This window comes from Flavobacterium sp. 103 (genome assembly GCF_003096795.1).
GTDB lineage: Bacteria > Bacteroidota > Bacteroidia > Flavobacteriales > Flavobacteriaceae > Flavobacterium.
This window is the reverse complement of sequence record NZ_QENX01000001.1, coordinates 2,674,872-2,688,967: the sequence shown is the minus strand read 5'-3', so window position 1 is coordinate 2,688,967 and position 14,096 is coordinate 2,674,872. Positions and strand designations below refer to the sequence as shown.

14 protein-coding genes and 1 tRNA gene are annotated in these 14,096 nt (G+C 34.2%); 3 read left to right on the top strand and 12 right to left on the bottom strand.

Features of this window, described 5'->3' with window-relative positions; genetic code table 11:
• Positions 1–131: 131 nt before the first annotated feature.
• Together C8C85_RS10960 and C8C85_RS10955 are read right to left on the bottom strand one after the other, a co-directional pair.
• A complete protein-coding gene (locus C8C85_RS10960) occupies positions 132–2,888 on the bottom strand; it encodes an AsmA-like C-terminal region-containing protein (protein ID WP_116797110.1) in 2,757 nt (918 codons plus the stop codon).
• A 228-nt stretch (positions 2,889–3,116) separates the two neighbouring features.
• Positions 3,117–3,698, bottom strand: a complete 582-nt coding sequence (locus C8C85_RS10955; protein ID WP_116797109.1) for a tRNA-(ms[2]io[6]A)-hydroxylase — start codon at positions 3,696–3,698, stop codon at positions 3,117–3,119.
• A 110-nt stretch (positions 3,699–3,808) separates the two neighbouring features.
• On the opposite strand from C8C85_RS10955, the gene C8C85_RS10950 reads away from it, so the two are divergent.
• The gene (locus C8C85_RS10950) at positions 3,809–5,059 is read left to right on the top strand and encodes a glycosyltransferase (RefSeq protein WP_116797108.1); all 1,251 of its coding nucleotides are present in this window, start codon (positions 3,809–3,811) and stop codon (positions 5,057–5,059) included.
• 276 nt (positions 5,060–5,335) lie between these two features.
• Positions 5,336–5,410: transfer RNA gene (locus C8C85_RS10945), tRNA-Val, on the top strand.
• Positions 5,411–5,483: 73 nt separating this feature from the next.
• Here the strand turns inward: C8C85_RS10945 and C8C85_RS10940 are convergent.
• Positions 5,484–6,134 (bottom strand): DUF1349 domain-containing protein, encoded by a 651-nt coding sequence (locus tag C8C85_RS10940; protein WP_116797107.1) that lies wholly within the window; start codon positions 6,132–6,134, stop codon positions 5,484–5,486.
• Positions 6,135–6,280: 146 nt separating this feature from the next.
• Between C8C85_RS10940 and C8C85_RS10935 the strand changes: the two genes are divergently transcribed.
• Positions 6,281–7,051 (top strand): helix-turn-helix transcriptional regulator, encoded by a 771-nt coding sequence (locus C8C85_RS10935; protein WP_116797106.1) that lies wholly within the window; start codon positions 6,281–6,283, stop codon positions 7,049–7,051.
• Between the two features lie 461 nt (positions 7,052–7,512).
• Here the strand turns inward: C8C85_RS10935 and C8C85_RS10930 are convergent, their stop codons facing one another.
• The 9 genes from C8C85_RS10930 to C8C85_RS10890 form a co-directional block, all read right to left on the bottom strand.
• Positions 7,513–7,728: a hypothetical protein gene (locus C8C85_RS10930; protein ID WP_116797105.1), complete on the bottom strand. Its 216-nt coding sequence runs from the start codon at positions 7,726–7,728 to the stop codon at positions 7,513–7,515.
• Between the two features lie 145 nt (positions 7,729–7,873).
• A complete protein-coding gene (locus tag C8C85_RS10925) occupies positions 7,874–8,113 on the bottom strand; it encodes a hypothetical protein (protein ID WP_116797104.1) in 240 nt (79 codons plus the stop codon).
• A 67-nt stretch (positions 8,114–8,180) separates the two neighbouring features.
• Complete coding sequence (locus C8C85_RS10920) at positions 8,181–8,675, bottom strand: CHRD domain-containing protein (protein ID WP_116797103.1); 495 nt, start codon at positions 8,673–8,675, stop codon at positions 8,181–8,183.
• Positions 8,676–8,832: 157 nt separating this feature from the next.
• Positions 8,833–9,378 carry a YceI family protein gene (locus C8C85_RS10915; RefSeq protein WP_116797102.1) on the bottom strand — a complete coding sequence of 182 codons (546 nt, stop codon included), beginning with the start codon at positions 9,376–9,378 and terminating at the stop codon, positions 8,833–8,835.
• Positions 9,379–9,384: 6 nt separating this feature from the next.
• On the bottom strand, positions 9,385–9,729 hold the full coding sequence (locus C8C85_RS10910; RefSeq protein ID WP_116797101.1) for a hypothetical protein: 345 nt from the start codon (positions 9,727–9,729) through the stop codon (positions 9,385–9,387).
• A gap of 19 nt (positions 9,730–9,748) precedes the next feature.
• Positions 9,749–10,612: a DUF5777 family beta-barrel protein gene (locus C8C85_RS10905; protein WP_207786929.1), complete on the bottom strand. Its 864-nt coding sequence runs from the start codon at positions 10,610–10,612 to the stop codon at positions 9,749–9,751.
• Positions 10,613–10,617: 5 nt separating this feature from the next.
• Positions 10,618–11,013 carry an OB-fold protein gene (locus tag C8C85_RS10900; protein ID WP_116797100.1) on the bottom strand — a complete coding sequence of 132 codons (396 nt, stop codon included), beginning with the start codon at positions 11,011–11,013 and terminating at the stop codon, positions 10,618–10,620.
• A 19-nt stretch (positions 11,014–11,032) separates the two neighbouring features.
• Entirely contained in the window at positions 11,033–11,416 is a 384-nt protein-coding gene (locus C8C85_RS10895; RefSeq protein WP_116797099.1) for a c-type cytochrome, read from the bottom strand.
• Positions 11,417–11,621: 205 nt separating this feature from the next.
• Positions 11,622–14,072: a carboxypeptidase-like regulatory domain-containing protein gene (locus tag C8C85_RS10890; RefSeq protein WP_243412098.1), complete on the bottom strand. Its 2,451-nt coding sequence runs from the start codon at positions 14,070–14,072 to the stop codon at positions 11,622–11,624.
• Positions 14,073–14,096: the final 24 nt, after the last annotated feature.

The window sequence follows — 14,096 nt, the reverse complement described above, 5'->3', positions numbered from 1 at the left end:
AAAAAGCCACACAATTAGCATCCTTTCTAAGTAATTTACTTTTAAGAAACAAAAAACGGATATAAAAAAGACATGATAAATGTTTTTTTTTATATCCGTTTTTTTAGCTGACAAGCTAATCCCATCTTACTTTACTCTTCCTTATCCTGAGTTTCCTCTATTTCATCTCCTTTTCTTCCCACTTTCACTTTAGGATTGTCCTTAGTTCCGGTTACTGTAAGTGGAACCCCAATAATCCCCAACGGAGGCAATCCCAATCTCATTTTGATATTTAATTTACCGTCCAAGCTTGATGTTCCTTCAATTCTTGGTCTGAAACCTGCAAATTTGAATTTGAATCGTTCAATGGTAATGACATTATTTTTTACCGTTGTTTTGATATCAACTTTGGACAGTTCCGGGTTTTTAATGGATTCGTGATCTGTAGTTTTACTTATGGCAGTAAACATCTTCATCCCTTTTACTTTTACATCTTTTATAGACAGTACACCTCCACCTATTAAAGAAGGATAAACAGGCATCATTTGTTGGTTCAACCTACCTTTTATTTTATAATCCAAAGAGACAATTCCCTCGGCATTTTCGGCGGCACTGGCCATTTCCTTGAACATTTTTACCTCTTTGTACGCTCTCTTTATATCAAAATCTGTAGCTTTTATTTCGTATTCAAAGACTGCCTTTTTAGGAGTCATCCCTTGATAAGCGGCATTCATCGCAACATTACAGCCAATTAAATTGAATCCCGTATTCTGCATCAGCATTTTTCCATTTTTCATTTTCACTGCACCTTTGCCGTCTTGCAACATAAGTCCCTGATAATTGATTTTGTGGGCTGTCGCATAAAATTGCAAATCCAAATTTGACGGAATTAAGATTACTCCGGTCTCTTGAGCCACAGGTTGTGGAGTGCTATTCGGAGTAGTAGTTGTTGTAGTAACTGGAGCTGTCGATGTACTGGACATAAATTCATCAACATTGATGTATTTTGAATTTAGCGTAAAAGAACCTCTTAAAACTCCATTTTTGGAAGACATGAAATTGAATACATTTTGCAAATACCCATTCAGCTTAAAATCGGACTGGCCGTAGGAAGCCAAAAAGGTATTAAACGACATTTTATCCTGATTGAATCTGAATATCCCTTCTTTAATCAACAATGATTTTGGCAGATACTCCGTTTCAACATTTATATTTCGAAGTTCAAGCGTTCCTTTATTTTGCAATTTGCTGTAATTTCCTTTTTCGGCATCACTTTGAGTTCCTTTCAAAACTAAATCCGCTTTGATAAAACCATCGACATCCAATCCTTTTTGGGAAAACACTTTGTATATTTTACTGATATTCAAAGTCCCTTTGGCTTTAATATCATAATTCAAATCATCAAAATTTTTCAAATCGGCTTCCACTAGAAAAGGTTCTCCTTCAAAAGTAAAACCTGCAGGTTTCAACACTACCGAAAGACCATCATAAGTTCCTTTTTGATTGTCTATTTTCGAAACAATATTGATATCGGTTATTGGATTTGGGTAATATGGAGTTTTTACAAATCCGTTTTTCAAATTCAACGTTCCGCTTGCATTTGGAAAAAGCCTTTGCTTCTGGTCGTATTTTCCTTTGGCTTTCAAATCACTCACAAGCATTCCTTTTAATTCTATATCTGGAATTCCAAGCGCCCGGTTTAATTTCTCCAAATCGATTTGAGAATTTAAAACCAAATCAATGTCTGGGGTAGACATCCCGTTAACTTTCAGTTGCGTTTTAAGATAATTTTTTCCAATGTTTAAAGATACCATTTTGGCATCCAGCTGTAAAAGTTCCGGATTCAAAGAAGGCACTTTTGTCGCAATATCCATATTTAAATTAGAAACCGGGAAAGCGCTTTTTTTATAATTCACAAATCCGTCTTTTAGTTTGAAATTCAGATTTAAATCGGGACCCAGATTTTGAGATGCAATATATTTCCCTTTAAGCGTCAGTAATAAATCTATACTCCCTTTTAATTCGGTATCTTTTAGCCAAGTAATATATTTAGGAGGGAAAGCAGTAAAAAGGTCATTCAAATTACTTTTGTTTGATTTTATTTTAAAATCAATATCATAACCATCTTTCAAAAAATCAAATTTCCCTTTAAAATCAACCAATAGTTTATTAATCGAAAGGTCATTTTGCTCAAAAACAAAGGATAGCGAATTGGTATTTATCTTGGTAATCAAATCCCCATCCACTTTTTTATTCATCAAGTAGGGTTCATTTTCATAAATGACATTTAGCTTTTCTATTTTTGCTTTCGAATGCAAAGCAAATATCGCCTTGCTAAAATCTCCATTCCCTAGATAATTAAACCCGAAAGCATCGACGTGAACATTCGCAGATTGATCGTCATAAATAAGCTTACTGTTCGTAATTTCGATCTCTTCCAATTTCAAACCTGTTTCCGATTCTTCCTTCGGTCCAGTTTCCTTCTCGGCAATGTACACATTATAATTGGCCTCTCCTTTTTTGTTTACTTTGACATTAATCAAAGAATTGGAAAGGAAAATTTGATCAACTTTTACAGTTTTCCCAAAAACAAGACTACTCAAATTGATTCCGAAAGCAACCTCATCTGCAGCAATGAATTTTTCATTTTGAAAAGGTGCCGAACCGTTAAGTTTAAAATCGGTCAAAGTCAAGGTCAATGAAGGAAAGTGGGTAAAAAAGGAAACTTTGGCCTCCGAATAATTCAGCTCTCCATTTAATTTCTCATTGGCTGTCTTCTTTACCTGTTCCTTTATTTTATCCGAAAAAATCAAAGGCGTAATAAACATCAGCGCCAACAAACTCACAAGGGTGATTCCTGTATATTTTAATATTTTGAAAAAAATTGATTTAAAATTGGTTACCGCCATCTTTGATTGGTATGAATTAAAAAATAAATTGAGTTTGGAGCTGAAAGATTGGGTATTTTTAAACACATCATCCCGCTTTCCGTTACAATCTTATAAGCCGAACCCCGGCTTATAAGGATTTCCACTATAATCGGGGCTAAAAGTTTATATTTTGCATTTGCCATTTTCCAAAAAAGAAAAATAACAATAATCGAACACAACTGCAAAATGTATCGTTCAAAGGTTATTTTATCCGTGCACGGTTTCGTTTTTACCGTAATTGACAATAATTGAAGTTTCAAATTCAATCCATTCTTGCCAACGCTTATCTACATCAAAATTGTCTACATATTTTCTGGCAAAGCCAAGGAAAGTAGTGTAATGTCCCGCTTCTGAAATCATAAGATCTCTATAAAACTTAGCCAATTCCGGATCTTTTATATTCTCAGACAACACTTTGAAACGCTCACAACTTCTGGCTTCAATCATCGCTGAAAACAACAATCGATCCACCAAGGCATCTTTGCGGCTTCCGTCTTTTTTCATGAATTTAAAAAGTTCATTCACATAATGGTCTTTGCGTTCCCTGCCCAAAGTCAAACCTCTACTTTTTATTAAATTGTGTACCAATTGCAAGTGATCCAATTCTTCTTTGGCAATTACCAATAACTCCGTTACCAATTCTTCCAACTCCGAATTGTAAGTAATCAAACTAATGGCATTGGAAGCTGCTTTTTGTTCACACCACGCGTGATCAGTCAATATTTCTTCAATATTACTTTCTACAATATTTACCCAACGTGGGTCCGTAACTAATTTTAATCCAAGCATAACAGGTGATTTTAGTGCTGCAAAATTAGTGTATTCCTGCCGATTTTCTATTTAAAATGATGCTTTAACCATCTAAATTGTATTATTTTGCACCATTATCTCAAATTATTATGAACCAAATTCAAACGCTTTTAGTCATTGGTTTCGTATGGCCAGAGCCCAATTCTTCTGCTGCAGGTGGTAGAATGTTGCAGTTGATCGATCAATTTCAGCAACAAGGCTATGCCATTACATTTGCCAGTCCGGCTATGGACAGTGATTACATGGTTGATTTGGCTTCATTGAATGTGGACAAAAAATCAATTGCCTTGAATTGCTCCAGCTTTGATGCTTTTGTCAAAGAGTTGAATCCCACTGTTGTTTTGTTTGACCGATTCATGATTGAAGAGCAATTCGGGTGGCGTGTTGCCGAAAACTGCCCCGATGCCTTACGAATATTGGACACCGAAGACTTGCATTGTCTGCGATTGGCAAGACAAAAAGCATTCAAAGCACATCACGATTTCACTATAGCCGACACTTTAAAAGAAGAAGTTGCTAAAAGAGAAATCGCCAGTATTCTGAGATGCGACCTTTCCTTGATGATTTCTGAATTTGAAATAGAGTTACTGAAGACCACTTTTAAAGTAGACGAAAAACTGCTGTATTATTTGCCTTTTTTACTAGAACCTCTTTCAGAAAAGACTTTTGAAAAGCTTCCTTCTTTTGAGGAAAGAAATGATTTTATTTTCATAGGCAACTTTCTTCACGAACCCAATTGGAATGCTGTTCAGTATCTGAAGGAAACCATTTGGCCTTTGCTAAGAAAGCAATTACCAGATGCCAATCTTAACATTTATGGAGCTTATCCTTCCCAAAAAGTAATGCAATTGCACCAGCCCAAAGAAGGCTTTCACATCAAAGGACGTGCTATCGATGCCAACGAAGTAGTCCAAAATGCAAGAATTGTTTTGGCTCCACTGCGTTTTGGTGCGGGCATAAAAGGAAAACTGATTGAAGCCATGCAATGCGGAACACCGAGCGTTACAACCACTATTGGTGCCGAATCTATGCAGGGAAATCTGCCTTGGAATGGATTTGTAACTGATGATGCAGACGAATTTACACAAACTGCCATCCAATTATACCAAGACAAAAAACTTTGGAAGACTGCACAACAAAACGGAATCGCCATTATCAATCAACGGTATTCAAAAGAACGGTTTGAAAACGATTTTGCTCTTAAAGTCCAATTTTTACGCTCCAACTTACCGCAACATCGCTTGGATAATTTCGTTGGAGCATTGTTACAGCACCACACTTTAACCAGCACCAAATACATGTCTCGTTGGATTGAAACCAAAAACAGCAAGAAAGAGTAATCCTGTAGCGCAATCGCTCATGGATTATATAGATTAAACGAATTTTTGGTGATGTTCCCCAACTTAGAATCTTAGTAACTTAGTCTCTCAGCCCCTTAATCAAGAATTAAACTCATTTTTATTGCAAATTTTTTTCTTTTTAAAACTCTAAATATTAGACAACTGAATATTTTTTAAAAATAAAAAGTAAAAATTCTTTAGAAATGTTTTGCATAAGCGAAAAACTAGCCTATATTTGCACTCGCAATCACAAAATGATAGCAACCTAGTAAAATAGGGCGATTAGCTCAGCTGGTTCAGAGCACCTCGTTTACACCGAGGGGGTCGGGGGTTCGAACCCCTCATCGCCCACACAAAAACAAACAACGCCATTGGATTCCAATGGCGTTGTTTTTTGTTAACATTCTTGACAAATTAGTTCGCTTTATTGATTGTTCTTCAACCATTCTAATCGTCTTTGGTCCGGCAGGTGTGTAATTTTGAAATCCTCAAATATTGCAGCGAAACCTTTTCCGTCTGGACTTGCAGCCATCATGCCAACCTGAACTGTTTTAAATTCTGGAAAATAGACCGTATTTGTCATTGTAAAATTCTTTCCATCTGTAGAGTAGAAAATTTCAACAGCATCTAATCTTCTTACAGCTTTCATCCAGACATTTTTTGGCTGTTCTTTTAAACCTAAAACACTCCAAGAACTTTTATCAATGGTATGCACTGTACTTATGTTATAGATTCCATCGACATATTCAACACCGGTTTTGATATAATTCTTTTCATCTATTCTCAGCATTAGACACACTTGGTCAAATCTAGTTTTGTAAGCACCGCTCATTTTAACCACTACCTCAAATTCACCGCTTCGTTCAGTGTAAAGAAACGGACCGTCATGTACCGTAAAACCATAGTGGCTTTTTGTCCAGTAATCAGATTGAGGTGTTACTTGCATTGTAAGCTTATTGTCTTTTATTTCCCAATTTTCCGGTTCGTTTAACCAGTTCATTGAATTCAATTTTTGGGCATTAGTTTTTACAGTGGTCATACTTAAAATAATCACAATTAAACAGATTCTCTTCATGATTTTTAATTTTTTATTAGCCTGCAAAGTATAAAATACTAATTTATGACACAATAGTTATTTATAACCATTTATTTTTAAACAACTCATATTGATTAACTTTATGATCTTAAATTTTTATTAAAAGCAAATAAATACAATTTCGCATGAGTGTTATTACAAAGATGGAAAATAAGTTTTCTTCAGAATCTCTTGACAGCTTAGATAAACGCAGGGAATCAATTGATCAAGTTGTAGAGATGATGAAGGGATATGTGCAGATAGAACATTCTGTAGCAGTGATATCAGACCTTGCAGAAAAAAAGAGTTATATTTTATCGGGAAATTTTCGAAATTTTTTTGAGATGGATTCTTCTGAATATTTTACTATTGATTCAATTTGGGAAGATGATATTTACCAGCGGATTCACCCTGACGATCTCTTTGACAGACATCTTTTAGAATTAGATTTTTTTAATTTTTTAAAGACTTTAAAACCGGAAGAACGCTTGAACTATACTACCAATTGTAAAATTAGAGCTATAAATAGCAATAAAGAATATCAGCATATTCTGCATCGAAATTTCTATCTAAAAAACAGTTCCCAAGGAGGCTTGTGGCTTGCTGTCTGTCTTTACAACTACTCTTATGAGAGACCCGAGTCTTTCAGCGGAATCGACGGAAAAATAATAAACACAAAAACGGGTGTTTTTTTTCCTGTTGGTGCATACGAAAATTGTATTGGTCTCTTATCAGTGCGTGAAAAAGAAATCTTAAATTTAATAAGTAAGGGAGTAATCAGCAAAGAAATTGCCAATAAATTGAATATTAGCATTAACACCGTCAATAGACACAGACAGAATATTTTAGAGAAATTAAATGTTAGTAACTCTATGGAGGCTGTAAGAACTGCAAATGCACTGCAATTGTTAAAATGATTTTTTATTATAACTAAGTATACAAAGACAAATATGCCATTTGATGGCAAGGCATTATTGGTCTTTGAATTTATATTATTTTAAGCTTTCAAAAAAAGTTTAAATAGGTATCAAGTGTTCGATTACAGTCCCTGATACTCCACAAAACTTCTCAAGAAATTGAGAAGTTTTTTTTTGTAGTAAACTGAAAAATTTAAAAACCTCCAAAATTTAAAAGGATCAAGTGCCGTTTTTGCCTTTTAAAATGGTCATTACTGTTTCATACATTATTCCTACACTATCTATACCTTTGACTAGGCTTTGCTATACATTATCTTTAACGCAGTTTTGTGTATTGACCCGTCCTGAAATAACTATACCGTTTATTAAATAAATCCGGTTATAACTATGCAGATTATATCAGTACCTAAGCTGAATGAGATTGAAGATTCTGAGCTTTAAGAACTCCGAAATTTTTTCAATTATAAGTATTCGTCAATTTTTATATTTCTGTTTTCATTATTTGCCTCTTCTATCGCTTCTAGAATAGTGCTAATTTGAATTTTATCAATCACATATTTATCAAAAAACAAATATTCTATTGTCTTTGTGTTTCTAATACCTTCTAAAGGAATTTTTGTCAGTAATACTAAATCTGAATTGTATCCTATTTTTATTTTTCCAGTCCTCTTTTTCATCCAAATACTTAGTGCGACTGTGGCTGCATAAAGTACTTATGAATTAGTCATTCCCGATTTGGATAAAGACTCTAATTCATTATGAAGAGAAAATTCAGGAACAACAGTGGCTACATTGGCATTTGTTCCGGCCATGATTGTAACTTTATTCTCGACTAAAGCTTTTCATAATTTGAATAACTTCTACATATGTATTCCAAAAAGTTAGTGATAATTTTCTTGCTTCAGGTTTGTTTTCTCCGTCATATTCATATCCGTTTTTATCTGGCAGCCATCCCAATTTGTAAAGCAGCGTTATTGATTCGAATACTTTAATTGATCCATTTTGAAACAGGTTTGAAATAATATTAAGATTTAAAAAGTAATTTGACTCAACTTGTTTCATTTTTGTAAAAAAGCAAAGCCTTACTACTTGATTAGCAAGGCTTTGACTTTGAGGCAATGAAGAAGCGTTAGTATGCACCGCCTCCACCACCTCCACCACCGCTTCCAGCAGGATTGGCAGTAACCAGTTGTCCTCTTATTTCTCCTCCTGGGAAAGCATCAGTATGCAAGTTTACATAATAATTATTAGCCAAAAGGTCAGCTTCTTGTGCAGCAGTCAAAGCAACGCTGGTATAGCTAAAAGGTGACGTCAAACTGGAAAAAGGAAACACTACAGGTCCACTAACGCCAACTGCTCCAACGTGAATGTGCCCCATGGTTGGTGTTATACCAGAATAGGTAAGATTGAGCGTGAAAATCTTCGTTGTTTTGTTGTAACTCAATGTTGCGCTTCCCGTCGCGGTTGAAGCATTTGCAGGCACTTCACTAGCACCATCCAAAGTAGCATTGAAGGTAACAATAACAGGAGTAGGCGCAGGAGTCGGATTGTCATCACTATTGGAGCAAGAAACCCCAATAAAAAGCAATAATAAGATTACTGAAAAATTAAGTGCAGATTTCATGATTAAATATTTTTTAAGGTTAAAAAAAAAGGTTAAAAAGACAATTATCAAATTTTACTATTATTTAAATAAGTATAATAAATTTGTTGATTGTGCCTGTTTCGCAAAATGTCAGTACTGTGATATTTGCAAGATGATATGGATAATTTTAATAAAATTATTTTTTTCCAAGAACAAGATTAACCGTAACAATGACATCCTCCGATATTTTACTCTTCACAATACCGGGTATTTTTATGTTAAAATCCTGAGCTTTAACAGCAAAACCACTGGTGGTATATAATTTTCCCTCTTTTAAAACCATGCTGATTTTAGTTTTAATCTTTTTGGTTACACCATGAATGGTTAAATCGCCCTCCAAATCATATTTCCCAGAAGTGGTCAATTTTGAGACATCAAAATTTATGATTTTCCCTTTAAAAGTTGCTTTTGGATATATAGAAGATTCAATATAATTCTCATTAAAATGTTCTTCCATCAAAGGGACTTTAAACTTGAAAGTCTTTATTAAAGCCAATACAGCAAATTCACCATTCGATTCATCCAGAACTGCAGAAACTGAATTACTTTCGGCTGCAACAGACTCAAAAGAAGGTACTGAGGCCTCAAATTTAATTTCCCCGGTTCGGGTCATCATTTTTTGGGAGAAAATTATGTTTCCCACAAAAAAACAAATCATCAATAATGCTGCTTTTTTTATCATTTTAGTTTATTTTTCCACAAATCCGTTAGCTATCCAAAGTTTTATCAAATCAATATCCGATTGAGGCAACTTCCCTCCTTGCGGCATTCTTTCCCCGCAGTTTTCCGATTCGATTCTGCAAACCAGATTAACGTTAATGCAAGCATTTTTTACTCCATCATAGGTTTCCAGATTTGGATATTGATTTGCTCCATAATGGCAACTAAGGCAATTATGATGAATAATATGCTCTACATCCGCTTCGTAAGTAGGGTTTCCTGTTTGTTTCCCAACCTCGTCATAGGTGTTTGATTCACAGGAAACAATAAATACACTGCATAATGCCATCAAAAATAGTTGCGTTTTTTTCATTAGTATATCTTATTAATTTTTAAAAAACCCTGTACAAGTTAAATCCAAAATAGAGGCTTCCTCCATTCCATTTTCCTGTGGCATTGGAAAACAAATAAACGTCATTCATCGTTTGGCAATTCGAGAATACTAACTGAAAAATATGTCCGCCCGTATCTATGTCCAATCCCATCGAAAGTAAATCATGATATACCGTGTTTTCTGGTGCATTTATTCTCGGTGCATATTCTAAATTCACACTCAATCTTTTTGTTAATTTGTATCTTCCTCCTATTCCCACCGTAAATTGATCTTCTCTTTCGGTAGTTTGATCATATAGATTTTTATGAATATAAATTGGCGTTAGTTCCGCCGAAAACTTCTCGGTGAATTTTCTGGAAATCAGTAACTGGGTAGAATAAGCAAAACGATTATAGGTTTCTAGTCCCGGATAGATATCTGTGCTTAAGTTTGTATTGATATCCATAGTGTTGTAGCCCACAATCGTAACAGGAAACCCATCTGTTTCCTGGCTTTTCAACCTGTATTTAACCGTTAATTCATAAATTTTATTATTGGTCTGCCTTGACATTCCGACTGACAACCAGTTTGTCACGCCATAAATTCCCCCTAATTTTGTGTAGGCATCATCAAGTCCAAAAAAATTGTCCAACCCTTCGGTTAAATCGCCAAAACGGTGTGAAATCAATACATACCATTCGCCTTTGGCCGTTAATTTTGTTGATTGCATGTTGCAAATTTGCAGTCCCTTGAAACTCGCAATTTCAACTTGCTTTTCTTTGGATTTTACGGTGTCCAGTTCTTTTAACAAATCATCTTGCGCTGATGCTTGACCGATAATCAAAAGACCAAATACTAAGGATAAAAATAATTTTATGTTCATTTAATTTAATTTTTGATTACAAAACATTGATCCAATTTTAATTCGCCTATCAAATCATCGTAGCCTACAATCCTCCCTTTAACAGTTGCCATTTGACCTTTTTTGATTGATGAATCCTGATTTTTAAAATTACAAACAACAATTTCGTCCAGAATTACTTCATTCCCATTGGAAGCAGTGATTTTCCCATTGATAGCCACTGCTTTTTCAAGATATTTTTTATTTGCGGTTTCGATGTTAGCCGTAAATTCTGAAGTAATAGATGCCGTAGTAACTACGAAATTCGTTTTTTCGGTTGTCAAATTTCTGGAGCCACCATACATTACATAATTATAGGCAAATGAACCAATCAGGATAATTCCGATTAGGGCAAAAAGGATTATTTTGATTTTTTTACTCATTTCTTTTTACCTAATGAATTTAATTTGGCATACCATTGTCGATCCATTTATTGATTAAATCAATATTGGTTTGAGACAATTTCCCCCCTTTAGGCATCACCATAGGGTCTCCGACTGGTTTTCCTATTCTTTCTTTTATATCCGAAGATCTGGCACTTACTTGTTCATAGGTTAGAAGTGGATGATTGCTTTGTTCTCCTCCCGGACCGTGACAGGATATACAATTTCCATCAATAATTGCTTTAATATTTGCTGTGTAAGTTGGATTGGTTACTGTCGAGCCTCCACCACCTCCTGTTGGCGGTGTTACGGGAGGACTCACTGGATCATCACTGCCTCCACTACATGACATCATTGTCAAAACTACAACTAACACTGAACAGACTGCTTTTAATTTTTTCATAGTCAATTAATTTACTGGATTAATAAAAGAGACCTCATTTTTAAAATCGGATAGCTTCGTTTTTTCTAAGGAAGTCCTTTCTTTATTTTTCTTGATTCATAAGTAAAACAACTTTGATGCAGATTACCCTACCAAAGAATTGTTATTTTATAAAAAAAAATAAAAATAGGGTGAAGATTTTTTTACAAACCTTGCAGAAATGGAATTAGAATGAAATTCTAAAACTAATATTCGGAGTTCTTCGAAGTGCAGATGTTTCAACTTCCTCTATAGAATTTGTTAAAGAACTTATTCTATAATACTCGTTGATTTCATTTTTTCTGTTTAGGACATTCAGGATGGATATCCCTAATTTGTATTGAATTCCGTTTGTAGTTTCCCACTTGTAAGTAGAGGAGAAATTAACTTGTGAAAAAATATTTAAATTGGTGTTGTTTGGTTCATTATAAACCAATATTGGATTTGAAAGGTCTATTTGAGAACTGTTTGGGGAGGTTTTTGGTCTGCCTGAAGATAATTTTGTTCCCAAAGCAATTTTGAAATTATTTTTCTCATAAATTCCTGCCCAAGATAGCGTATGAGTTAGCTCAAAATTGTTTGGAAAACTTGGGTATTCATAATTAGGAAAGAAATAATTATTTTTATTATAGGTATAGCTTAACCAGGTCAGAAAGTGATTTATTTTTTTCTGAACAAGCATTTCTGTCCCTAAAACTTCATAATCACCCGTTGTTCGAATAAATTCCAATTGGTTCTGAAAACCTTGGCTTGACGTTGTAATTCCAGTTACTTTTTTATAAAAATTCTCTATATCCAACAGCCAATTATTCTTTTTGTAGAATAAATTTAAGGATATTTGTTTACTTTTTTGAATGGGGATTGTTGTATTGTTTGAGAGAATCCAGCGCCTCTTTTCAATGCCAAAATAATCTTTCTGCAAATCAATGATTTGTTGCGAATTTTGACTTTTTAGCTCACCAAGCAGTTCTAAATTTAGACTTTTGCTGATGCCATAACCAAATTGAATACGGGGTTCTACAATAAATTTTTCAAATTTTTCGATATAATTAATTCGGGTTCCTGCCTTAAGATATATTCTGGAAAGTGTATCGTTGTATTTTCCTTCCAAAATTAAGGCATGGGTTCTGAGGACGTCTTTAACTTTACGATAGAAATCGGGATTGCTTACCTGTTCTAAATTAGTAACGCCTATTTCATTAAATTGATACCCATCGTTAACACTAAATTTAGAGCTAATCGTATGGTAATTTTCTAAATTAATTCCATTATTGTTAACGGTATTTTCTTGAATGACGATTTGATTTCCAATTGTATTTTTTTGGTCGGCCAAAAGCTCATAGGCAGAGTTATAAATATTAATTTTAGTTGTGTTGAAGTTATTCCAGTTTCTTTTCCACGCTAAATTTCCACCATAATTTTGTTGGCGTAAAATATTGTTTTCCGATTTGTTTACGTCCTTTGCAGTTGCACTTTGAAAGACTTCCAAATTATCTTTTATGGTTATTAAGTCCAGTATCAATTGGTCTTTAACACCTATGTTTTGAGCAAATTTAAGAGTGGCATCGTAGAAACCAAATTTTTTATCGCTTTGGTAATTGATATTCTGGTTTTGCGAAAAATCAGTGATTGTAGTGTTTTGAAATATTTTATTGAAATATTCTTTGTAAGTAGGAGTTTCTACAAAATCAGTAATGGATTTGCGTGCCGAAATTTCTATATAATTCTTTTTCGAAAGATTGTACTTCGCATAAATATCAGCATTAATCATATTTATTCCAGCACTTGCAGTGTTTTTTTCTGCTGTTTCCGGAGTAGAAGAAATAGCTACAACACTAGATACACTTTCTCCAAAAAATGCAGAGCTCCCATTTTTATAAATAGAAATAGTATGTGCCAAATTGGGATTGAAGACCGATATTAAACCAAAAAAATGTCCCGTTTGGTACATTCTTATTCCGTTCCACAAAAATAAATTCTGATCGTGTGTACCACCGCGCACATTGATACTCGACACACTTTCATCGATGCTGTTTACACCAGGGATTTGCTGCATTGCCTGCAAAGCATCGGGTTCGATAAGTCCCGGCAGAATACCAAATTTCTTGGGTTTAATTTCAAATGACCCATCCTTGCTTTTTGAAATTCCTGAAGCCAAAATAGCATTGGTTTTAATTTCTTCAAGTTCTGTAATTTCAGGTTCCAATTGTATTTGGAGACAATCTTTGGAGTTGAGATTATCGACCGCAATTCTTTTAGTCATGAATCCGATGTGACTAATCAACACTATAGTTGCATTCTCTTTTTTAAACTCAAAATAACCATTTGAATCAGTTGTAATCTGCGTTTTATCTATTACATTAATATTTGCGTTTTCAATGGGCTTTTTATCCGTACCAGAAAAAATGTACCCGCAAATTATTTTAGACTCTTTCTCTTTTTTATAAATATTAATGAATTTGTTACCTATATTTTCAAAAGATAAATTGGTTTCTTTTGCAAGATATTGCAGTTTTTGATCTAAAGAAAGTGATTTTTTTGGAGGACTTAATTGAATGCCATCAATGTTATCCTCAGTGTAATTAAAACTGACCTGATGCTGTTGTTCAATTTCAAAGATGATATTTTTTAAAGGCATAACTTTCCCGTTGTCCTGAGCAAA